General features: G+C 35.7%; 22 protein-coding genes. 12 read left to right on the top strand and 10 right to left on the bottom strand.

What is annotated here, in order from left to right; all coding sequences use genetic code 11:
* Positions 1–8: 8 nt before the first annotated feature.
* The 5 genes from ABD676_RS10160 to ABD676_RS10180 all read left to right on the top strand — a co-directional run bounded on the left by ABD676_RS10160 (position 9) and on the right by ABD676_RS10180 (position 5,900).
* A complete protein-coding gene (locus ABD676_RS10160) occupies positions 9–1,604 on the top strand; it encodes a RagB/SusD family nutrient uptake outer membrane protein (protein ID WP_344674560.1) in 1,596 nt (531 codons plus the stop codon).
* 98 nt (positions 1,605–1,702) lie between these two features.
* Entirely contained in the window at positions 1,703–2,185 is a 483-nt protein-coding gene (locus ABD676_RS10165; protein ID WP_344674561.1) for a very short patch repair endonuclease, read from the top strand.
* Between the two features lie 193 nt (positions 2,186–2,378).
* Positions 2,379–3,260 (top strand): methylisocitrate lyase, encoded by an 882-nt coding sequence (gene prpB / locus ABD676_RS10170; protein ID WP_344674562.1) that lies wholly within the window; start codon positions 2,379–2,381, stop codon positions 3,258–3,260.
* 1 nt (position 3,261) lies between these two features.
* Positions 3,262–4,416 (top strand): bifunctional 2-methylcitrate synthase/citrate synthase, encoded by a 1,155-nt coding sequence (prpC, locus tag ABD676_RS10175; RefSeq protein ID WP_344674563.1) that lies wholly within the window; start codon positions 3,262–3,264, stop codon positions 4,414–4,416.
* Between the two features lie 35 nt (positions 4,417–4,451).
* Complete coding sequence (locus ABD676_RS10180; protein ID WP_344674564.1) at positions 4,452–5,900, top strand: bifunctional 2-methylcitrate dehydratase/aconitate hydratase; 1,449 nt, start codon at positions 4,452–4,454, stop codon at positions 5,898–5,900.
* A 78-nt stretch (positions 5,901–5,978) separates the two neighbouring features.
* On the opposite strand, the gene ABD676_RS10185 is transcribed toward ABD676_RS10180, so the two are convergent.
* The 3 genes from ABD676_RS10185 to ABD676_RS10195 all read right to left on the bottom strand — a co-directional run bounded on the left by ABD676_RS10185 (position 5,979) and on the right by ABD676_RS10195 (position 9,921).
* Positions 5,979–8,078 (bottom strand): 3-hydroxyacyl-CoA dehydrogenase NAD-binding domain-containing protein, encoded by a 2,100-nt coding sequence (locus tag ABD676_RS10185; protein WP_344674565.1) that lies wholly within the window; start codon positions 8,076–8,078, stop codon positions 5,979–5,981.
* Between the two features lie 20 nt (positions 8,079–8,098).
* Positions 8,099–9,253 carry an acyl-CoA dehydrogenase family protein gene (locus tag ABD676_RS10190; protein ID WP_344674566.1) on the bottom strand — a complete coding sequence of 385 codons (1,155 nt, stop codon included), beginning with the start codon at positions 9,251–9,253 and terminating at the stop codon, positions 8,099–8,101.
* 242 nt (positions 9,254–9,495) lie between these two features.
* The gene (locus ABD676_RS10195; RefSeq protein WP_344674567.1) at positions 9,496–9,921 is read right to left on the bottom strand and encodes a hypothetical protein; all 426 of its coding nucleotides are present in this window, start codon (positions 9,919–9,921) and stop codon (positions 9,496–9,498) included.
* A 474-nt stretch (positions 9,922–10,395) separates the two neighbouring features.
* Between ABD676_RS10195 and ABD676_RS10200 the strand changes: the two genes are divergently transcribed.
* The 3 genes from ABD676_RS10200 to ABD676_RS10210 all read left to right on the top strand — a co-directional run bounded on the left by ABD676_RS10200 (position 10,396) and on the right by ABD676_RS10210 (position 12,367).
* On the top strand, positions 10,396–10,932 hold the full coding sequence (locus ABD676_RS10200; RefSeq protein ID WP_344674568.1) for a GNAT family N-acetyltransferase: 537 nt from the start codon (positions 10,396–10,398) through the stop codon (positions 10,930–10,932).
* Between the two features lie 12 nt (positions 10,933–10,944).
* Positions 10,945–11,463: a GNAT family N-acetyltransferase gene (locus ABD676_RS10205; RefSeq protein WP_344674569.1), complete on the top strand. Its 519-nt coding sequence runs from the start codon at positions 10,945–10,947 to the stop codon at positions 11,461–11,463.
* 151 nt (positions 11,464–11,614) lie between these two features.
* Positions 11,615–12,367 carry a class I SAM-dependent methyltransferase gene (locus tag ABD676_RS10210; protein WP_344674570.1) on the top strand — a complete coding sequence of 251 codons (753 nt, stop codon included), beginning with the start codon at positions 11,615–11,617 and terminating at the stop codon, positions 12,365–12,367.
* Positions 12,368–12,526: 159 nt separating this feature from the next.
* Here the strand turns inward: ABD676_RS10210 and ABD676_RS10215 are convergent, their stop codons facing one another.
* From ABD676_RS10215 to ABD676_RS10225, 3 genes are all read right to left on the bottom strand, one after another.
* Positions 12,527–13,057 carry a GNAT family N-acetyltransferase gene (locus ABD676_RS10215; protein ID WP_344674571.1) on the bottom strand — a complete coding sequence of 177 codons (531 nt, stop codon included), beginning with the start codon at positions 13,055–13,057 and terminating at the stop codon, positions 12,527–12,529.
* 451 nt (positions 13,058–13,508) lie between these two features.
* Positions 13,509–13,772: a hypothetical protein gene (locus ABD676_RS10220; protein ID WP_344674572.1), complete on the bottom strand. Its 264-nt coding sequence runs from the start codon at positions 13,770–13,772 to the stop codon at positions 13,509–13,511.
* 38 nt (positions 13,773–13,810) lie between these two features.
* Positions 13,811–14,302 carry a DUF2480 family protein gene (locus ABD676_RS10225; RefSeq protein WP_344674573.1) on the bottom strand — a complete coding sequence of 164 codons (492 nt, stop codon included), beginning with the start codon at positions 14,300–14,302 and terminating at the stop codon, positions 13,811–13,813.
* A 237-nt stretch (positions 14,303–14,539) separates the two neighbouring features.
* Between ABD676_RS10225 and ABD676_RS10230 the strand changes: the two genes are divergently transcribed.
* The gene (locus tag ABD676_RS10230) at positions 14,540–15,181 is read left to right on the top strand and encodes a helix-turn-helix transcriptional regulator (protein WP_344674574.1); all 642 of its coding nucleotides are present in this window, start codon (positions 14,540–14,542) and stop codon (positions 15,179–15,181) included.
* A 6-nt stretch (positions 15,182–15,187) separates the two neighbouring features.
* Here the strand turns inward: ABD676_RS10230 and ABD676_RS10235 are convergent, their stop codons facing one another.
* A complete protein-coding gene (locus tag ABD676_RS10235; protein ID WP_344674575.1) occupies positions 15,188–15,526 on the bottom strand; it encodes a phosphoribosylpyrophosphate synthetase in 339 nt (112 codons plus the stop codon).
* A 187-nt stretch (positions 15,527–15,713) separates the two neighbouring features.
* Between ABD676_RS10235 and ABD676_RS10240 the strand changes: the two genes are divergently transcribed.
* From ABD676_RS10240 to ABD676_RS10250, 3 genes are all read left to right on the top strand, one after another.
* Positions 15,714–16,769, top strand: a complete 1,056-nt coding sequence (locus ABD676_RS10240; RefSeq protein ID WP_344674576.1) for an endonuclease/exonuclease/phosphatase family protein — start codon at positions 15,714–15,716, stop codon at positions 16,767–16,769.
* A gap of 90 nt (positions 16,770–16,859) precedes the next feature.
* Entirely contained in the window at positions 16,860–17,669 is an 810-nt protein-coding gene (locus ABD676_RS10245) for a class I SAM-dependent methyltransferase (protein WP_344674577.1), read from the top strand.
* Positions 17,670–17,729: 60 nt separating this feature from the next.
* The gene (locus tag ABD676_RS10250; RefSeq protein ID WP_344674578.1) at positions 17,730–18,644 is read left to right on the top strand and encodes a hypothetical protein; all 915 of its coding nucleotides are present in this window, start codon (positions 17,730–17,732) and stop codon (positions 18,642–18,644) included.
* A gap of 44 nt (positions 18,645–18,688) precedes the next feature.
* On the opposite strand, the gene ABD676_RS10255 is transcribed toward ABD676_RS10250, so the two are convergent.
* From ABD676_RS10255 to bioB, 3 genes are all read right to left on the bottom strand, one after another.
* Entirely contained in the window at positions 18,689–18,979 is a 291-nt protein-coding gene (locus tag ABD676_RS10255) for a HigA family addiction module antitoxin (RefSeq protein ID WP_344674579.1), read from the bottom strand.
* A gap of 303 nt (positions 18,980–19,282) precedes the next feature.
* Positions 19,283–20,563, bottom strand: coding sequence for an adenosylmethionine--8-amino-7-oxononanoate transaminase (bioA, locus tag ABD676_RS10260; protein WP_344674580.1), 1,281 nt, complete (start codon positions 20,561–20,563; stop codon positions 19,283–19,285).
* Complete coding sequence (gene bioB / locus ABD676_RS10265; protein ID WP_344674581.1) at positions 20,548–21,546, bottom strand: biotin synthase BioB; 999 nt, start codon at positions 21,544–21,546, stop codon at positions 20,548–20,550. Before bioB ends, bioA begins: the two co-directional genes overlap by 16 nt.
* Positions 21,547–21,551 lie beyond the last annotated feature (5 nt).

Below are 21,551 nucleotides of genomic sequence, written 5' to 3' on the forward strand. Positions count from 1 at the left end.
GAAAAGCAATGAGAAAATCAATCATATATTTTGGGCTTTTGGCAAGTATGTCTTTAGCCAGTTGTGAAAAATTCTTAGATAAAACCGATCCTACAGCTACCTCTTTTGTTGAATTCTTTAATACGGAAGAAGACCTTCGCCGTGTAATCTATAGTAGTTATGTGGATGTATTCACCTCTGTTGGGGCAAGAGGATTATTATTCTATCTTGATGATGGAAAAACAGACAATGCTTATAGCCGTGTCGAAGGTGATCACCACCAACGTATCGCAAATGGTAATATCAATGCAAACACGCCCGCATTCTTATATTATTATGAACTTCAAATGAAACATTTGGGTCGCTTAAATACTTTTATTGCAAATGCTAATGTACCATATGTAGAGGATGAGGCGGTTCGTACAAAGTTCAAAAGTATTTTAGAAGCAATGCGCGTGTGGCATTACTTTAAATTAACTAGCAGATGGGCAAATGTGCCATTCCTTTTGGAACCTGCTAACATGGAAACTGCCCTACAACCCGCTAAAAGTAAAGCGGAAATCTTAGAAACCTTATTCCCATTAGCAGAAGAAATCTCTAATAGATTACCGGATAAAGAATATACTTCTGATGCTTATATGTTCAATAAGTATTCTTTTAAAGCTATTATCATGCGCTATGCTTTGTACAATGGCCGATATGAATTAGCAGCAAAATTAGCAAAGGAAATCATGGATAGTGGAAATTACTCCCTACATCCAAAGTATGGTGATATGTTTAGCTATAAGGCAGACAAGACCAATAAAGAATATATCGTGAAGTTTGATATGGAAAGTCATGCCAACTCTGCTACAAATTCTTTCCGTGACTTAGCCCCACAATACCGTACAGGGAATGGACAATCGTATGTAGTTCCTACAAAAGCATTGGTGGATTCTTACTGGACTTTACAGGGACGCCCAATTGACGCATGTCCATTGCATACGAAAGAAGAGTATGAATTGAATCCTAAATTAAACCGTGACCCTCGTTTGGCTTCTAGTGTTTTTGGACAAGGAGATACTTTCTATGGGGATAAAATTGACATCTATAATACTGGAAGCTTGTTCTATTACGAAAATCAACGTTCTAGTAAATCAGGCTATTGGTTTAAGAAGTTTGTCGATGAGACGGATGCCTTCAAATCTGGTGGAAATATGCACTTTCCTCTATTGCGCTATGCTGAAGTTCTATTGACTTATGCTGAGGCACAAATCATGTTAGGTAATGTAGATGATTTAGCTAAAGATTGTATTAATCAAGTACGTAAGCGTGCTGGTTTGGATATGACAATTGCCGATGTGAAGTTGACTAACAAATCCAAAGAAGAATGGATTAAGTTGATTCAAAACGAGCGTCGTACAGAGCTGGCTGGAGAAGGTCTACGTTATGATGACATCTTGCGTTGGAAAATTGCAGAACAAGTTTTAAATCAACCAGCATTAGGTCACACCCGTATGGTAAATGGTAAAAAAGAAACCATTAAAATTGAAGACCGCGAGTTTAAACAGAATAACTATTTGTGGCCATTCCATGAGAATAGCTTACGCGTAGAACCGGGATTGGTACAAAATCCAGGATATTAATCTTCATAATTTCATTTTAATAAATTGGGACGGGTAAAATCGTCCCTTTTTTTGTTTGTCTTGTTATTATAGATATACTGGTATAATTTTGTTGTCCTATGAGTAGCTCTATCTATCAAGAGAATCCAATTAAGGTGCCTAGGTTTGAAGAATCCGCAGGATACTACACAACTAAGCGCCGGAGGAAAATAATGGCCAAAATCAAAGGAAAAGATAGTAAACCTGAATTACGATTAAGGAAAGCATTATATCTACTGGGATATCGTTATAGGCTACACGTTAAAGAACTTCCTGGTAAACCGGATATCGTCTTCAAAAAGTATAGGTTAGCCCTCTTTGTGGATGGAGAATTTTGGCATGGCTTCAACTGGGAAAACACAAAAAATCAAATAAAATCAAATCGAGGTTTTTGGATCCCGAAGATTGAACGCAACATGCAGAAGGACTATCAAGTGAACAAAGCATTACGAGATTTAGGCTACGTTGTTTTCCGCTTTTGGAGTTCGGATATTCTAAAAAGACTTCCTATTGTACTTAACCAAATACAATTATTCCTAGAGACCAGAAAAGAATACAAATAAAAAATGTGGCTTCATTTCACTTTAAAAGCAGACAGCTAATATTCATATCAGCCAAATAATATTTTTTCAATTTACCCTTCTGTGACTATTTATAATCAGCTTATTTTCTTACCTTTAAAATAAAGGATAATCCTATTTTATTTGACTCCAAGCAGTCAAATTTAACCAAGAAAAATAAACGATTTAAGTCAATATGATAAAACAATCTCCAGGAAAAGCATTAAGACTAGCCATTCAAAATGAAATCCCCTTACAAATAGTAGGTACCATAAATGCCAATCATGCTTTACTAGCTGAGCAATCAGGATTTAAGGCAATTTACTTATCAGGTGGAGGTGTTGCCGCGGGTTCATTAGGTATACCCGACTTAGGCATAACCAATCTTCAAGATGTTTTAATAGATGTGGAACGTATCACCAATGTTTCTAGCTTGCCCTTATTGGTAGATATTGACACGGGATTTGGACCTTCGGCATTTAATATAGCTCGAACGATAAAGTCATTAGATAAAGCCGGAGCGGCCGGAATTCACATGGAGGATCAGGTTGGAGCTAAACGTTGTGGACATCGACCGGGCAAGGAATTAGTCAGCCAGTTAGAAATGGTTGATCGCATCAAAGCAGCAGTAGACGCACGTATCGATCAAGAATTTGTATTAGGCGCTAGAACTGACGCTATTGCATCTGAAGGAATTGATCAAGCCTTAGAACGGGCTGTAGCGTATGCAGAGGCTGGAGCAGATTTTATTTTTGCAGAAGCAGTTACTAATTTATCGGATTATAAATTATTTGCTGAAGCTACTAAATTACCTGTTTTAGCTAATATTACAGAATTCGGAAAAACGGATCTTTTTACGGTTGAAGAACTTAGAGATGCGGATGTATCCATTGTTTTATACCCTTTATCTGCCTTTAGAGCAGCAAATAAAGCCGCATTAAATGTATTTCAACATATCCGTAATGACGGATCCCAACAAGCAGTAATAGATAGCATGCAAACTCGAGAAGAGCTATATCAGAGCATTGATTATTACGCTTATGAGGACAGATTAGACCAATTATTTAAAAACAAATAATATGAAGGAAGCTAATGATACTGGTTTTAAACCAAAGAAAAGTGTAGCCCTTTCGGGTGTTCCTGCTGGCAATACAAGCCTTTGTACGGTTGGTAGAAGTGGTAATGACTTACATTATCGTGGATATGATATTCTAGACTTGGCAGACCAAGCTAGCTTTGAAGAAGTGGCTTACCTGTTGATTCATGGAAAACTACCTAATCAAGTTGAACTAACTGCTTACCAGAAAAAACTAAAATCCCTACGTGGTTTGCCTCAAGCTTTAAAAGATGTATTGAAGCTGATCCCTAAAACAGCACATCCAATGGATGTTCTACGAACATCTGTATCTATGTTTGGAACTTTAGAGCCTGAGCCCCTTGCTCATGAAACTGAAAAGGCTCGTGATATTATTGATCGATTAATGGCAAGTATGGGCTCTGCCCTACTTTATTGGTATCATTTCAGTCATAACCATAAGGAAATCCAAGTGGAAACAGACGATGAAACCATTGCAGCACACTTCTTACATCTATTACACGGCACTAAACCTTCGGAGAATTGGATTAAGGCGATGCAAATCTCATTGAATCTTTATGCTGAGCATGAATTTAATGCTTCCACATTTACCGCACGTGTCATCGCTGGTACCGGATCGGATATTTATGCCAGTATCGCTGGTGCTATTGGTGCTTTAAGAGGTCCAAAACATGGTGGAGCGAATGAGGTTGCTTTTGAAATTCAAAGCCGTTATCAAAATGCTGATGAGGCTGAGCAAGACATTAAAAACAGACTTGCAAATAAAGAGGTTATCATAGGATTCGGACACCCTGTATACACGATAGCTGATCCGAGAAACCAAGTAATTAAGCGAGTAGCTAAAGAGCTATCAGAAGAATTGGGTGAAATAAAACTGTTCGATATTGCGGAAAGGTTGGAAACCTTGATGTGGAATGAGAAGAAAATGTTCCCAAATCTAGATTGGTTTTCAGCTGTTGCTTACCATATTATGGGCATTCCTACTGATATGTTCACACCATTGTTCGTGATGTCCAGAATCTCTGGATGGGGAGCACATGTGATTGAACAACGTGAAGATGGGAAAATCATTCGACCAAGTGCTAATTATACAGGTCCAGAAAATCAAGAATTCATTGTATTAGAAAACAGAAAATAAAATAATCATCAAAATAAAATAGAATAATTAAGGATATGTCATCACACATTTCAAATAACAGACCTGAACCAGATCAAGTATTGGTCGATATTGCAGACTACGTTTTAAATTACAAGGTAGATAGTGATTTAGCACTTGAAACAGCACACTATTGTTTTCTAGATACCATTGGCTGTGGTTTTGAAGCCCTAACCTATCCTGCCTGTACTAAGCTTTTAGGACCTATCGTACCAGGAACGATTGTTCCTAACGGCGCAAAGGTACCTGGAACTGCATATCAATTGGATCCTATTCAGGCTGCATTTAATATTGGAGCTATGGTTAGGTGGTTAGATTTCAATGATACTTGGTTAGCAGCTGAATGGGGTCATCCATCTGATAATCTAGGTGGAATCTTAGCAGTAGCTGATTGGATTAGCCGAAACAACATCGCTAATGGTAAAGCTCCATTAAATATGTCAACTGTAATTGCAGCAATGGTTAAGGCTCATGAAATACAAGGTGTTTTAGCGTTAGAGAATTCGTTCAATAAAGTTGGATTAGACCATGTGATTTTAGTTAAAGTAGCATCTACAGCGGTGGTTGGCATGCTATTAGGTTTAACTAGAGAGGAATTAATCAATGCATTGTCTCTAGCCTTTGTAGATGGTCAATCCTTAAGAACATACAGGCATGCGCCTAATACTGGTAGTCGCAAATCTTGGGCTGCTGGTGATGCAACTTCTAGAGCTGTGCGTTTAGCATTAATTGCGCAAAAGGGTGAAATGGGATACCCTTCTGTATTAACAGCTCCAACATGGGGCTTTTATGATGTGTCTTTCAAAGGTCAGGCATTCAAATTCCAACGTTCTTATGGAAGCTATGTAATGGAAAATGTATTGTTCAAAATCTCTTTTCCAGCAGAATTCCACTCACAAACAGCCGTAGAAGCTGCCATGACATTGCATACTCGTTTACAAGAAATGGGTAAATCTTCAGAAGACATCAAATCAATTAAAATACGTACGCATGAAGCGGCAATCCGTATTATTGATAAAAAAGGTCCATTACATAATCCTGCGGATCGTGATCATGCTATTCAATATATGGTAGCTGTACCATTGATCTTTGGAAGATTAACAGCTGCTGATTATGAAGATAATGTAGCTCAAGACGCAAGAATTGATATCCTAAGAGATAAAATCACTTGTGTGGAAGATCCTCAATTCACTCTTGATTACCATGACCCAGAGAAACGTTCCATTGCAAATGCTCTAACTGTCGAATTAAATGATGGGACTGTATTGGAAGAGGTGGTCGTTGAATATCCAATCGGACATAAGCGTAGAAGAGAAGAAGGTATTCCAAAATTGATAGAAAAATACAAGATCAATGTGGCTCGTATTTTCGCGGACAAACAACAAAAAGAAATATTAGATCGTACTTTGACTTATAAAAGTTTTGTCAATTCACCAGTAAATGAAATAGTAGATTTAATGGTCTAACCATTTATTAATCTCAACATAGAAACAGCCTCTATTGAAAAATAGAGGCTGTTTTATTTTTATAAAAATGAAATTGTATTACCAATTACTCTTAAATCCGGAATAGAATTTAAAGTCTTTTCTAGCCAATTCCTTTAACGAATGTGGCACCTCCCATTGCTCACCAAAGCGCTGGAATTCCAAACAGTCATTGACAAAGTTCTGTATTCCGACCTGATCAATATGACTGAAGACACCTCCGGTATGCATGGCATATCCAATTCCCAAAACAGAACCAACATCACCATCAGTAGGATTTGTTAAGATCCCACTTTCCAGGCAACGATAGCTATCAAGCGCTAGCACATGTAATAATCGATATTTTATCATTACTGGGCTAGGAAGCCCATCTTGTTTCACCAAATCAGGATCTTGCCAAGCCACTTTCCCTGTTTCTTTATTTCTATAATCATAAAATCCTAGACCAGACTTTCTACCATGTCTTCCAGAATTGGTTAGCTTCTTTAAATAAGCATAAGCTCTTTTCTGGCTATCATGGAGACTTGGAAGTTGATCATATACATGCAACATCAAGTCCAATGAAATTTCATCAAGAACAGCTAAAGGGCCTACTGCAAATCCGGCTTCTTTAGCTAATTTATCTACCTGCTGAACCGACACACCTTCCATAAGTAAGGTTATCCCCTCAAGTAAGTAATTGAAGAAAATCCTTGAGGTAAAAAAGGCAGGACCATCATTTACCACAATAGGTGTTTTCTTAAGCTTAGAAACAAATTGTAAAGCTTTATCTAATGTCTCATCATCAGTTTCTTTACCTCGAATAATCTCCACCAATTCCATTCTATCTACTGGTGAGAAGAAATGAAGTCCAATAAAACGATCAGGATCAGCGACATGCTTTGCAAGATTACTGATAGGTAAACTTGTAGTATTGGAAGCAAAAATGCCATTTTTATTTAATGCAGGTAAACTTTCTTGGATGACTTGAGCCTTTAAGGATTCATCTTCAAATACAGCTTCAATGATGATATCTTGATGATTCAAACCATTCAAATCAGCCTTTGGGTGAATTCTATTTAGAATTAAATCTTTTGAATCGACGTTCATTTTACCTAATTGAATAAGTTTAGAACAAACATTTTCAGAATAGGATTTGCCCCTTTCGGCAGCTTCCATACTAACATCTTTCAGTTGAACATCGAGACCTGCCCTAGCACCCTCATAAGCAATCCCCGCTCCCATCATCCCTGCTCCTAAAACAGTTAATTGTTGAAAATCATAAGGTGCTTTAGCTTGATAATTTCGTGCATTTTGAACCGCATAGTACATGGTTCTAACCATGGCTTCTGTCTCTCTACAATTTAAAATGTATTCAAATTGCACCAGTTCCATAGTTAACTGTTCCTCCTTACCAAGAAATTCTCCAGTATTAAAGATGATGAAACAAGAAACATGTGCAGGGATGTGAAGATTCGCTTGTTTATTTAACTTTTGAATTTCTTCATCCAAATTAATTGTCTCAGATTCCTTGCTCTCTTCAACATCTTGTTTATTCTTATAGAGAATATAATCCATTGCCCAAGATTGAGCATCCTCTTCACTTGAACAGCTTTGATCTAATAGGTTTAACTCCAAGGCTTGGTTAACACCATACATTTTACCCTTGGTCAGCACTTCGAAGGACCTTACGACCCCTATTTTGGATTTAAGATTAACTACGGAACCTAAACCTAATAAAATAGAATAAGCACCTTCAGGAAATCCAACTTTAACCTTAGGATCAGATGAAATTATTTTATTCCCCAGTAGACTCAGTGTAAAACCTAGTCCACTCAATGGCTTGTCAATAATGGAGACAATAGGCTTGTTTAACTTATCAAGCCCATTCATTAAGTTTAATATTTCAAATAATCTCTTCTTAAACTGACTCTTTTCTTTAGCCTGTAAAAACAGCTCTTTAAGCTCCATGCTTTCAAGAGGGACCGCGAAACGTAGAATTAGACCAGTTGCTTCCGTATCAGTAAGCATGCATAGCATACGATCCAAAATCAGCTTAAAATTATCCAGATCAATCGTTAAAGAAGTAGAATTCGATGTATATATTATCAGCTCTGTGATGCCTTCTTCAAGAGAGTTTTCAAAAAATATACTATCGTGAGGTTGTTGTTTTAAATTCATAATTTGAAATAATTTCAGGCCTATTTAGCAGCGTAGTCTACATCATCTATGATAATCTTTGCTAGAATTTCAAGCATGATTTCTGAGGTTCCTGCAATTATAGTTCCTACACGCACATCTCTATATAGACGAGCGATTTTATAATCTTCTGTAAAGCCGTAACCACCAAACATCTGCAAACATTCACCGACAATTTTAATGGCCAATTCACTAGTTTGAAGCTTCGCGATAGAACATTCCTTAACGGCATAAACACCTTCGTTTTGTAAATCGCAACAGTGATATACAAAAGCTTTAACTGTCTCTAAGTCTGCTTGCATTTGTGCAAAACGATGTCTTATTACTTGGAAATCTTTAATAGCACGATTAAAGGCATGTCTTTCTTTAATGTATTTCAAAGTATATTCCAGTGCAGATTCAGCAGTAGCATAACTGTGGATTGCAGCAGTTAATCGTTCTAATTGCAAACCTCCCATCAGGTATTTAAAACCTTGGCCCACTTCACCAACTAGATTGGACTTTGGAACACGAACTTGATCAAATGCAATCTCTGCAGTATCTGAAGCATGCCAGCCCAATTTATTAATTTTATTGCATGAAACTCCATCTGCATTCCGATCAATTACCAACAAGCTAATACCTTTACTTCCAACTTTGGGATCAGTCTTAACTGCTGTAATGAAAAAATCGCCATAATACCCATTGGTAATAAAAGTCTTTGAACCGTTGACTATATATTCATCGCCTTCTAATACTGCTGTAGTTTTCATTTGTTGAACATCAGAACCTACGCCGGGTTCAGTAATAGCAACTGCGCTAACCATATCACCATTTATGGTAGGTGCCAAATATTTTTCCTTTAACTCTTCAGACGCATACTTCCAAAGATATGGTGCTGACATATATTGTATAACCAGTGCAGATACACTGAATCCACCAGAATAGCATTTAGAGATCTCTTCACAGAATATCAATGAATAATAGAAATCCAGATTTAATCCACCATATTTTTCAGGAAAGATCAAACCCATAAAACCCATTTCACCCATTTTTTTCCAAATGGATTTATCAATTTCTCCTGATTTCTCCCAAGAGTCGATATGAGGTATAATTTCTTTTTGAATGAAAGCACGAAGAGTCTCTCTAAAAATCTGGTGTTCAGATAAAAATCGCATGATTTATTTATTTGTTTATACTTGGTGAAGCCTTGATTTAAATAATAGCATAATGATATTTTCTTGTAATCATTTATTTGGAGCCATCAGCTTCATTATGAAGTCTAATTTAGTTATAATGGACTAAAGATTAAATTTAATTTAACAATATTTCCATTTCATTCAGTAAAAATTAAGCGACAAAAATCAAAAGGTTAAACAAATTCAGTCAACCTTTTGATTAAAGCATTAGTTCTAAACAATTATTCGAAATACGCTAATTTCACTTCTTCAAGCTTTTCAGAAAAAATATTATTTGGGCAATTCAACAATTGGCGAATTGCTATGAGTTGATAAAAACTACGGTCATCTAAAATATTTAAGAATAAAAAGATCTCTTTTAAGATTAGACGCTCTTTATCATCTGAACGGGTAGACATAATTTCCAATAGTGATAACTTAATTTCATTCAAACTAAGATAATAGTGTGACAAGCCACCACCTAAACTCCAAAAACTTTGGTCAATGATATCTTTGTATTTAATTTTTTCAAACAAGGTATAAATCTCCATCTGCTGAGATTCATCTAGGTTTTCCAAGTTATTGTCTGATGTGAAGCAATTGAGAACTACTTCTCGCATTTTATCCGTTAAATTAAATGCTTCTGAATTGTTTGTTGTTATTTCCATGTATAGTTTATTTTTCGTTGAATACAATAAGCCCCTATATCCCCATTTAAGTGGAGACATGTGTTTTTTCCCTAGAATTTTTGTGACGGATAATTGAAGGAACCTTTCAATTATGTCATTGATTTAATAGACTCTACCTGACCATCATATTGTGCAGCAATAGATAATCACATATATATGCTCCCTTACAACGGAATACATATGCTATTTTATATCAACCTAATTCTTCTTATCCAAGAATTTATGTAACAAAAGTAATATATTATAAATTAAATTAATGTTAATTTATTAATAATTACCATATTTTTATTAAATCACATTTCTTAATTAGATATTTTCAGCAATTATTGCATAATATTTAAAATTTAAATTTATTAAATCTTTAATAAGCCAAATCCTTAAGTATCTTTAAGTACAATTGCCAATCAATAAATAACATGAACTATTAAATTTACTTTTACAAATCTTTTAATAATGATTCACACGGAAAGGCTTATCCTAACACCTATAGCTACTGAATATCGTCTCGATTTATTTGAGATGGATTCCAATCCTGCTGTTCATAAATATATTTACAACCAGCCCGTAAAGTCAATTTCAGAAGTAGATGAATACATCAAAGCAATTCGACAACAATATCTAACATTTAACACAGGAAGATTAGCTGTTTTGAATAAATCAACCAATGAATGTGTAGGATGGTGTGGCATTAAATACATTGACTTCCAAATGAACAATCATATCAATTTCTATGAATTAGGCTATCGATTCAAAGAAAGTGCATGGGGAAAAGGATATGCTTTTGAATCCAGCTTGGCAGTGATAAAACATGCCTTTGAAACATTTGCTATAGCAAGCATTTTTGCAACTACTCATCCCGATAACACAGCATCTAGAGTTGTGCTGGAGAAACTTGGGTTCCAATTTGTTGAACAATTTGAAGAGGAAACTATTGACTCCACCTGGTATTGCTTGGATAAAGCGACCTTTAAAGCTAAATTTGACAATTAGGCAAATAAAGCCATGATTACTCTTAAAAAATTCACATCGAAAGATTTCACGCAATTAATTCAATGGGTTGATAGCCCTAAACTACTTATTCAATTTGCTGGTCCAAACTTTAATTTCCCGCTAAATGAAGAACAATTAAAGCAACATTTAAAACTCCCGAACAGAAGGCATTTTGTTATTTATGACTCCAGCAGAGATCAACCTATTGGCCATGCGGAGATCCAAAAAATAGCGACTGAAACCGGTTTAATCTGCCGAGTAATATTGGGCAACCCTACTGATAGAGGTAAAGGTCTTGGCAAAATACTGATTAGCGAACTTTGTCATTATGGATTTGAGACCTGTCATTTCAAAAGTATGGAGCTGAATGTTTATGAATGGAATATCAATGCTATCAAGTGCTATGAATCGGTGGGATTCAAAGTAATTGAATCTCAAGAACATCTTGTGAAATATAATAATGAGCAATGGCGAATTGTGCGAATGCATCTAGATAACAAAAATTTCAAATCATATTTAAAAACATTTTAATTGTTACTAATTTAAAAAACCCTTTTGTACAAGCCTAGCCTAAAGAGGTTCTAGACAAGTAAGTCATAAAATTCCGAATATATTCAAGTATTAATACGGTTAATAATTTGTATATTTAATATTGAAATTCGATCAAATTAAAATGGGTATCATGACAACTTTTAATGATAATTTCTCCAAACAAGCCTCTATTTACGCTCAGTTTCGTCCATCTTATCCCCATGAGCTATATGATTACCTTTCAAATTTAACTTCAGCACATGATCTAGCATGGGATTGTGGAACTGGAAATGGACAATCGGCCATTCATTTAGCTGATTTTTACGATTCTGTATATGCCAGTGATCCAAGCCAAGCTCAAATTCAAAATGCTTTTGCTCATGACCGTGTAACGTATCATATCGAAAAAGCAGAAAGCTCAACATTAAATGACCGTTCTGTAGACTTAATCACCATCGCGCAAGCTATACATTGGTTTGATTTCGATAAGTTTTACCAAGAAGCCAAGCGTGTAATAAAAAAAGATGGTATTATAGCAACTTGGGCTTATGGCATCCCTAGCATCGATCGGACGATAGATCCATTGATCAAACATTTTCACAATAAAATAGTAGGCCCCTATTGGCCAATAGAAACCAAAAGCATAGATCAGGAATATACTACCATTCCATTTCCATTTCGAGAAATTGAACCTCCGGAATTCTATATCCGAAAACGGTTTAAATTAGAAGATTTATTGGGTCATTTACGCAGTTGGTCTGCTACCCAACTTTTTATTGAAAAAGAAGGTTATAACCCAATCGACAATTTACAAATGGAATTAGAAAAGCTATGGGGTGATTTAAACCAGCCTAAAAATTGCAGCTGGAGGTTGTATTTAAGGGTTGGTAAATTACCTGCTTAACATAAATTCATATTATTCAACATATTACAAAACATTTTCCAAGAAAATAGGTTTGTAATTTGGGCATGGTGATGAAACACACCTCTAGAAAACATGAAAGGCCAAATCTTAGAATTTGGCCTTATTTAGTTTATCAATAAGAATGAATTATATGATTATCTACTTTAACACCTTCTCATATGCCTTCCGCATTCCTCCTCGCAGGACCACTTCGCCACAATACGTATAACCTAATTTCTCAAAAACACGTAACATACCTACATTATCAAAATTGGTATCAACCTTAATCGTCTTATAGCCTTTTTCCAGACAGATTGGTTCAATTTTCTCCATCATGGAACTAGCCTGTCCTTTCACATAAGGCTCTTGGTTAACCGCTATTCGATGAACAACAGCATATGGCCAATCTGTTAACCATTCTCCATTAATATCTTCATATGCTGGTTCAACATCAAAAATAAGCGCTAAATAACCATAAACATGATTATTTCTATCTACATGTACATAAGCATAGCCAGCTTCTATATCCTCTTGAATAACTTTTAGATTCGGATAACCATTTTGCCACTGATCACTCCCCTCCTCTTTACGCTTCTGAATCGCCTGCTGAATGATACCCCAAATTGCTTCTGCTTCAGACATGACAGCAGGTCTAAAAATCAAATCTTTGACGGTAATAGAATCGCTCATTTTTAATCGAATTTTTATATAACAAATATAACAAGATCAAGGCTCTAATCCCTTACTTATTTAAAGAATTAACAACCCTAAAAACAGTAATTCCCCGATTCACATCGAGGAATTTACTTAAGAGCTAATTAATAAAAATCAGCTCTTTGAACCAATTGAATTAAAGATGTTTGTACTATATGTTTTACAGTTTTATTAAACAATTGAAATCGCCTTAAGCACAATACATTGTCCAAAACAGAGCATGCGTAAAGCATGTAACAGTATTGGAATTATTCGTAAAAATGATTTGCTTACTTCGGTTTAAGTTGTGGCAAATTTCAAATGTTGAAACTAATATACTAAATATATTTAAAAAACATAATTCTATTATCCATGTATTGCATTTATTACAAAAAAAGCACCTCCCCAAAAGGAGATGCCTAATAAACAAAAAGTATAAAAAGAAAAATTATGCAGTAGCAGCTTGATCTATATCCGATTTTATTGTTACTGCGGATACAAATGAAATTCGTTGACCATAATCTAATATATACTGCTGAATGGACTGCTCTATTCTTTCATTCGTATTCACACGTAAATAGAACTGTTTATCATCCAAGTCCAATGAAATAGACAAAATCTGCGGAAAACGTTTTTTCAATATTAAACTGATGTTTTCCCGATCCAATAAGGTCTTTAATGTTGCTCGAAATGAGAGAATATATTTTTCCATGTTGTTTTATATTTGGTATAGTAGAATGTATTCTATTACTATTTAAAAATCACTTTTGGTAATCCTGCTTCCCCATAATATAATGCTTTCACTACTGGCTTTAATAAATGAGTAAGAAGCAAGTAAATACTAGGATCAATAGCAGTATGTGCTCGGACTACAACTTTTTGATCTTCATACATTTTTAGATCCATAGATTCTAAAGCATGCTGCCATCTCATAAGATCAAATTCTTCTGGCTTCATAAATGCCATTCCCGCTGCTAAAGAGCTTAATTTATTTCCAATAACCATATATGCCCATGAAGGCACAATAGCATCTGTAGAACAATAAACCGCAACGTATTCATCCTGAAATATACTCCAGTCAAATTCTTTTATTTGCTCCTTAAACTCCTTTTCCTTAAGCATCAATCCTGCAAATAAAAATTGAGAGATATCGAGTGCCTTCGCCTTTTTTATTGGCTGATGTTCTAAAGGATCTAATGTTATTAATCCCAGCTGCTCCACCTTATTTACAAACTGCTCCATTTAGTAAATTGTATATGTTTATTGTTCCTATCAGAATCCTATTCAAATTTATAAAACAGCTTTAATTAAACAAGTTTTTAATTGTTTTATTAGTGTCATCATTTTATGATAAATCTCCTCGACAACTGAGTATTTAGCAGAAAAACATTCATATTAAATGATCTGAATTCATAACAAACACTCATATTGTTATAAAACAGTATATTTGTATTTAATTAAACAAGGAAATTATTGTTAATGAAAAAGAATAATGCTGATCAAATATTGATGTTGTTAAAGATGCGAGGCGAGTTAGATGCCTCAGTCATTGCTGAAGAGTTGAACTTGAGTAAGGAAGGTGCGAGACAACATTTGGTCAAGCTATTTGATGAAGGTTATGTGGAGAAAGTTTGTAAAAGCAACGGTGTTGGAAGACCTTTTACTTATTATTCATTAAGTCAAGTTGGAAAAGACAAGTTCCCAGACAGCCACGCTGATATTACCGTTCAACTCCTACGATCTGTAAAAAAGCTATTGGGTGAAAACGCATTGGATCTATTGATTGGAGATCGGGAACAATTAACCTATGCACGTTATTCTGAAAAGCTGGGGAATGCTAAGGGAATTGAAGATAAACTTTCCAAATTAGCAGAGATACGCAGCTGTGAGGGTTATATGGCAGAATGGAAAAAAGAAAATGACTGCTATTATTTTATAGAAAACCACTGCCCTATTTGTGCAGCGGCTACGGAGTGTCAACAATTCTGTCGTGCAGAGCTTAAAAATTTCCGCAACTTATTAGGTGAAGAATTTCAGGTTAATAGAACACAGCATATCCTAGCTAATGAAAGCAGATGTGTTTATGAAATAAAACCGCAACTTAAATCAGCAGTTAAATAATATTATTTATCGAATTTCCCTGGAGCGTCTATATAGTTCTTCCACCAATTTAGATTTCCTGAAACTAAAATCTGCCCCAAAGCTGTTAACAATTAATCCTCGAATTAAATTGTCCCTGGAAGAGATGGCGAATAAAATACTCTCATCAGCTGGATCGGTCATCCCTTCGAATCTATAAATATCATCGATGACAAACTCCTCGGGTGATAGCTCCGTAGATTTACCTGCGCATAACAGACATTCACCGTCTTCTGAAAATAAAAAGTCTTGAATGTATCCCTTTTGTTGTAGATCGTTGACCGCTTCACTAAGCGTATCATAACTGCGTTTTCCTTGATTAGCCATAAATAAAACTTATTTAAATGTGTAATTACCCAATCACTTCCCTGACAAGTTTAATTTACAGAAAATAACGCATAGACCTATAAACCAATCGTTTATTTACATTATTCAGACTTTGCTTAACTAAGTCCTAAATAAATTAAAACATCGGCATGGTTTTTACCGTTTTACAACTAAACACTTTTGTTATATGATCGTATCCCTATACATCTTCGGGTGTATCCTATTAATATTTAGTCTACTTCCCTTAATCCGAAATGATTATTGGACATTTCGTGTTTTTGAATATCCACGAATACAAAAACTACTATTGGTAATCCTATGGTTTCTAATGTTCTTTCTTTTCACCGATAATAGACCATTAGCTTTAAACATTTTGTTTGGCGCATTAATCCTTAATGCTGTTTATTTAGCTTGGCAAATTGCCCCTTATACTCCGCTAGGCAAAAAACAAGTGTATAAGATTAAACAAGACAATCAGGATAACCAATTAGCAGTCATGATTTCCAATGTCTATGAGGACAATACGAATTATCAAGGTTGTATAAACGAGATCAATAAAGCACAACCAGACATTATTTTATTATTGGAAACCAACCATGAATGGGAAAAGAAAACAGAGATCCTAGATGATACTTACAACTATCAAGTGAAAGTTCCGATAGATAATACCTATGGAATGCTCCTCTTTTCTAAGTTTCCTATCCATGAGCCTCAGGTGCATTATCTAGTAGAAGAAAACATACCAAGCATTTTCTGTAAGATAAAGCTTCCAAGTGGTCAATTAGTACAAGTATATGCGGTGCATCCAACACCCCCTGTACCTAATGAAAATCCAAGGTCAACAGAACGTGATAAAGAGTTATTATTAGTGGCTAAAAAAGCTGTCAAACAGAAATTACCGGTCCTTGTTATTGGCGATTTAAATGATGTAGCTTGGAGTTATACCACAGAACTATTCCTCAAAACAAGTAAACTATTGGACCCTAGGCGTGGAAGAGGTTTCTTTAATACATTTCATGCAAAAATACCTTTCCTTCAGTTCCCATTGGATCATGCCTTCATATCGACGGATTTTAAATTAATCAAGATTAAGAAATTGGATAATTTTGATTCAGATCACTACCCTATTTATGTGAAAATCCAATTTGAGAAACAAGCAGATGCCGAACAAGCGGAAAATGAACTAGAAGCAGATGCAGATGATAAAAAACTAGTACAGGAAAAAATAAATGCCGACACCTAGCATACATCCCTTTCTTAAATAGGAGCCCTTTCTTCTCTATGAAGCGATAAAATTATATTAACTTTACCTATAATAATTCAGCATAAAAACATGGAAACTACTAACGATTGGAAGAATTATATTGAAGTAAACAGGAAACTTTGGAACGATAAAACACCTGCGCACATAGAATCAGAATTCTATGACATGAAATCCTTTTTATCTGGAAAAAGCTCTTTAAATGATATTGAACTAAATCTTCTTGGGGATGTTCAGGACAAAAGAATTTTACACCTACAATGTCATTTCGGACAAGACAGCTTGTCTTTAGCCAGAATGGGTGCCGAAGTTACAGGGATTGACCTTTCAGATGAAGCAATTGCTACTGCAAAAGATTTAGCAAAAGAATTAGGTCTAAATACGGCATTCATTCGTTCTGATGTCTATGCTACTCCTGAAGAATTAAACGGACAATTCGACATCGTATTTACAAGTTATGGAACCATTGGCTGGTTACCGGATTTGAATAAATGGGCAGATGTTATCTACCGTTGTTTAAAGCCAGGCGGCAAACTCATCTTTGTAGAGTTCCATCCTATGGTATGGATGTTTAGCAATGATTTCTCTAACATTCAATACCCCTATTTCAATACAGAAGCAATCATTGAAACCAATGAAGGCACCTATGCAGACCGAAGTGCGGACATAAAGAACACCGAAATATCTTGGAATCATCCTTTATCCGAAGTACTACAAGCCTTAATAGCGAGCAACCTTCAGTTAAGCTCCTTTGATGAATTCAATTATTCACCTTATAACTGTTTCTTAAATACTGTAGAAATAGAAAAAGGCAAATATCAGATCAAAGGATTAGAAGGAAAAATCCCAATGGTATATGCCTTGGAAGCTTTAAAAAAATAACACACATGCATTTAAGGCTTGTTATAAAGACTACAATAGTTTTACTATTTCATTAATCCTATGAAAAACATATTATACTCCATTATAAAATTACGCTTAGTATTCGGCTTCTGTTTGATTTCAACTGTTTCAATGGCACAAGACAGCGAAGTTGCTCGAGAAGCCAGGGCTTATATTGAAGAAGATACATTTACGATTTGGAATGTTTCAGATAAAAAAGAAGCGGTCATATTTGCTAATATGGCCTATATCCGTGAAGAACCAAACAGTAAAAGCCTACTATTGGATTCCCTTCCTGTAGGATCAGCCATAAAATTTATTGGAAATGATGCCTACAATCCAACCTTTATACGAGGTATGGAACTACCATGGTATCATATTGAGTACACTGTGAACAACAAAAAGAAGAAAGGGTACATATGGTTAGGTTTAGTGTCCTTAGACGTGAAGAAAGACCCTAAAACAGGAAATCAATTTATCTATGGATTTCCATGGAAAAGTAATGAGGAGGATAATATTTATTATTGGTGTGAGCTGAAAGTCTTAGATGCATCAAAAAAAGTAATAGCTTCCAAATCTTTCCCATTCTACCACAATGAACAAAGCTATACTATAGCGGAATTCACAGAGCCAAATGGAACTCCTGAGGCAAAAAGCATCTACAGTATTCAGTTTTTAGGTGAAGCGTGTGGTATAAGTACCCAGGTTTTCAATTTTGCTTGGACAGGAAATAAACTTATCGATCTTCCTAAAACCACCTCTGTTAGTGATGCTGGTGTTTTTTATTATTCCGAAGAACTTCTATTTCCGAATCAACACAAAAAAGGTAAAAAACTTATTGTAAAAGCTATTGAAGAAGGCGAATCAGAAACCGACATCAATGACGAAACTGTTTCGGAGATAAAATATAAGGTGAAGAAATCAGAAGAGACCTACGAATGGGATGGAACAAACTATGTCAAAAAGAATATTTAAGATAAACACAAAATTAAAGCCTGATTAATTTCAGGCTTTTTATTTTAAGCATATTCCTCTTCTCTTGCATTCTGTAAATCCCAAGCCATTTGTAAGTTTAGCCAATATTCGGCACTGATCTTAAAAACCTTCTCTAGCTTTACAGCCAGTCTTGGAGAAATATTTCTTTTACCCTTCAGAATTTCACTTAAGTTAGTTGGTAAAATCTCTAATTGTTGTGCAACAGTTTTCTTCAGTAATTCTCTGTCCTCAATCTCTTCTTCAAGAAAAACTCCTGGATGAAACGCCTTAACCTCTAAAACGTTTCCTTTGCTGTCGTTAATTGTGTAGTTCATATTTTAATAAACTTCTATTCGATATCTAATGGAAACCTATATTCCCCTTCTGTATTTAAATAGCTACTAAACAAATTTACTAAATAATCATCCTCGATGACAATATACATCCCTACTTTCTTTTTCATTTTCATTCATGCTAAATGCCCATGATATTTAGAAATATATTGACACAACAATAACCACATTTTGGTAAATCAAAATGTGATTATTATGTATGATAAAAATTCTCTCTAGTGATTGTTAAAAAAACAAAAAGGCTGGCGCAAGCACCAACCCATTTGTTTCTTTTATTTGCATTACTTAATTAAGCAACGATGAATCTTGAATAACCTCTAAAATCACATCATAGACATGATTCAAATCCTCCTCCGAAATACAATATGGTGGAACCAGATAAATGGTATTTCCCAATGGTCTCATCAAAATCCCTTTATTTAAAAAGGCTTGATATAAGTACTCTTGTTGTGCATGGAAATAATCCGATTTCTCGGAGATACTACATTCAAAAGCTAAGATTGTTCCTGTTACACGAACGTTCTTAACCATCTTCATTTCTTGTAATACAGTTTTAAAACTTAGCTGTTGAGCACAAATCCTTTCTAAATTATGCTGCGTATTCTCAGCTAGCAATAAATCCAAACTAGCCAATGCAGCTGTACAGCCTATGGGACTAGCAGTGAAAGAATGTCCATGGAACAAGGCCTTTTTCTTTTCCTCCGCATAAAATGCTTGATAGAGCTCATTTGTACATGTGGTTATTCCCATCGCCATGGTACCACCCGTTAAGCCTTTTGAAAAACACATCACATCCGGCTCTTCAGTTAGATGATCAGCCGCAAACAATTTTCCCGTTCTTCCAAAGCCTACAAAAACCTCATCTTGAATCAAGAATATCCCTAATCCTTTACAGTAAGCCATTAATGCTGACAAATGATCTGCCTCATGCATCAACATTCCTGCTGCTCCTTGAATCAAAGGCTCGTAAATAAAACAGGCAATTTCCTTTTCATGCGTTTTAATGATATGCCTGATGGCATCCATATTCTCTGCAGTAGGCGTATCGATAAAGATGACCTCAAATAACTTATCAGAAAATGGAGCTGTCCAAACACCGCGTTCACTGACAGACATGGCGCCAAAGGTATCGCCATGATAGGCCTGCTTAAAGGCTAATATCTTCTTTCTATTAACTCCATGATTAAAATGAAACTGTAAACACATTTTCAAGGCCACCTCTACAGCTGTAGAGCCATTGTCTGTATAAAAGACCTTTTGTTGATTTTTAGGAAGTAATGCCAACAATCGCTCCGAAAGCTGAATCGCTGGCTCATGTGTGAATCCAGCAAATATCACTTGTTCTAAGGTCAACAACTGTTTATACAAGCGTTCTGCAATATATGGATTTGCATGCCCATGTATGCTCACCCACCAGGATGAGACCATATCCAAATATCGCTGTCCATTATAATCAAAAAGATAAGCTCCATCTCCCCTTTCAATTGGAAGGTGAAGGCTGGTTTTCATCTGACTATAGGGATGCCAATTAACCGCTTGATCTCTTTCTATTAGCTGTTGCTGCATGACATCACCTCCCGCTCCACTTTCATTGGTTTTAAACCAAGATTAGTCAACATCTGCATATCTTCTGAAACACCAGGATTCGGCGTGACTAAGAGTGTTTCCCTTTCTCCTGTGAAAATAGAATTTGCACCTGCCATAAAACACCAAGCTTGCTCCGTTTCCGTCATCTCAATCCTTCCTGCACTCAAACGCACCATAGAAGCAGGCATAACTATCCTTGCTGTGGCAATCGTACGAACCATATCCCATACATCTAACTTAGGAAGGTTTTCCAATGGTGTTCCTGCAACCCTAGCGAGTGCATTTATAGGAACAGACTCTGGATGCTTTTCCATATTACTCAAGGTCCGTAACATGGATATTCTATCTTCTATTCGCTCTCCTAACCCAATAATACCGCCTGAACAAACTGTAATACCAGCTTTTCGTACATTTTTGATCGTTTCAATCCGATTGTCAAATTTACGAGTAGAGATTATTTCATCGTAAAACTCCTCTGAAGTATCCAAATTATGGTTATAGGCATATAATCCTGCTTCCTGTAGACGCTGTGCTTGATCAGCTGTTAGCATCCCTAGCGTACAACATACTTCCAAACCCAAATCATTGACTCCTTTGACCATATCAATAATCCGATCGAAATCCCGGTTATCACGGACTTCTCGCCAGGCTGCTGCCATACAGAATCTAGAAGATCCCGAATCTTTTGCCTTTTGGGCATGTGCCAAAACGGTTTCAGTAGGAAGTAATGCTTGAACTTTAATATCGGTATGATATCTGGCTGCCTGACCACAGTAGGAACAATCCTCTGGACATCCCCCTGTTTTCACCGACAATAAGGTCGATATCTGAACCTCATCTGGCCTTTGCCACGCCCGATGAACGCTTGCTGCATCATAAACTAATTGTAATAAAGGTCGATTATAAATCTCCATCAACTCTTCCTTTGTCCAATCATGTCTTAATTCATTATCTGTTCTCATATGTT

Origin of the sequence: Sphingobacterium kyonggiense (assembly GCF_039536825.1) — a bacterium.
In the GTDB taxonomy this organism is placed as follows: Bacteria; Bacteroidota; Bacteroidia; order Sphingobacteriales; family Sphingobacteriaceae; genus Sphingobacterium; species Sphingobacterium kyonggiense.

What these genes read in the sequence shown, in the direction of transcription:
- ABD676_RS10245 (WP_344674577.1), top strand. Translation starts at nt 16,860, where the DNA reads ATGGAAACTACTAACGATTGGAAGAATTATATTGAAGTAAACAGGAAA.
- bioB (WP_344674581.1), bottom strand. Translation starts at nt 21,546, where the DNA reads ATGAGAACAGATAATGAATTAAGACATGATTGGACAAAGGAAGAGTTG.
- ABD676_RS10230 (WP_344674574.1), top strand. Translation starts at nt 14,540, where the DNA reads ATGAAAAAGAATAATGCTGATCAAATATTGATGTTGTTAAAGATGCGA.
- bioA (WP_344674580.1), bottom strand. Translation starts at nt 20,563, where the DNA reads ATGCAGCAACAGCTAATAGAAAGAGATCAAGCGGTTAATTGGCATCCC.
- ABD676_RS10180 (WP_344674564.1), top strand. Translation starts at nt 4,452, where the DNA reads ATGTCATCACACATTTCAAATAACAGACCTGAACCAGATCAAGTATTG.
- ABD676_RS10195 (WP_344674567.1), bottom strand. Translation starts at nt 9,921, where the DNA reads ATGGAAATAACAACAAACAATTCAGAAGCATTTAATTTAACGGATAAA.
- ABD676_RS10185 (WP_344674565.1), bottom strand. Translation starts at nt 8,078, where the DNA reads ATGAATTTAAAACAACAACCTCACGATAGTATATTTTTTGAAAACTCT.
- ABD676_RS10250 (WP_344674578.1), top strand. Translation starts at nt 17,730, where the DNA reads ATGAAAAACATATTATACTCCATTATAAAATTACGCTTAGTATTCGGC.
- ABD676_RS10235 (WP_344674575.1), bottom strand. Translation starts at nt 15,526, where the DNA reads ATGGCTAATCAAGGAAAACGCAGTTATGATACGCTTAGTGAAGCGGTC.
- ABD676_RS10165 (WP_344674561.1), top strand. Translation starts at nt 1,703, where the DNA reads ATGAGTAGCTCTATCTATCAAGAGAATCCAATTAAGGTGCCTAGGTTT.
- ABD676_RS10190 (WP_344674566.1), bottom strand. Translation starts at nt 9,253, where the DNA reads ATGCGATTTTTATCTGAACACCAGATTTTTAGAGAGACTCTTCGTGCT.
- ABD676_RS10225 (WP_344674573.1), bottom strand. Translation starts at nt 14,302, where the DNA reads ATGGAGCAGTTTGTAAATAAGGTGGAGCAGCTGGGATTAATAACATTA.
- ABD676_RS10160 (WP_344674560.1), top strand. Translation starts at nt 9, where the DNA reads ATGAGAAAATCAATCATATATTTTGGGCTTTTGGCAAGTATGTCTTTA.
- prpC (WP_344674563.1), top strand. Translation starts at nt 3,262, where the DNA reads ATGAAGGAAGCTAATGATACTGGTTTTAAACCAAAGAAAAGTGTAGCC.
- prpB (WP_344674562.1), top strand. Translation starts at nt 2,379, where the DNA reads ATGATAAAACAATCTCCAGGAAAAGCATTAAGACTAGCCATTCAAAAT.
- ABD676_RS10205 (WP_344674569.1), top strand. Translation starts at nt 10,945, where the DNA reads ATGATTACTCTTAAAAAATTCACATCGAAAGATTTCACGCAATTAATT.
- ABD676_RS10255 (WP_344674579.1), bottom strand. Translation starts at nt 18,979, where the DNA reads ATGAACTACACAATTAACGACAGCAAAGGAAACGTTTTAGAGGTTAAG.
- ABD676_RS10200 (WP_344674568.1), top strand. Translation starts at nt 10,396, where the DNA reads ATGATTCACACGGAAAGGCTTATCCTAACACCTATAGCTACTGAATAT.
- ABD676_RS10215 (WP_344674571.1), bottom strand. Translation starts at nt 13,057, where the DNA reads ATGAGCGATTCTATTACCGTCAAAGATTTGATTTTTAGACCTGCTGTC.
- ABD676_RS10220 (WP_344674572.1), bottom strand. Translation starts at nt 13,772, where the DNA reads ATGGAAAAATATATTCTCTCATTTCGAGCAACATTAAAGACCTTATTG.
- ABD676_RS10210 (WP_344674570.1), top strand. Translation starts at nt 11,615, where the DNA reads ATGACAACTTTTAATGATAATTTCTCCAAACAAGCCTCTATTTACGCT.
- ABD676_RS10240 (WP_344674576.1), top strand. Translation starts at nt 15,714, where the DNA reads ATGATCGTATCCCTATACATCTTCGGGTGTATCCTATTAATATTTAGT.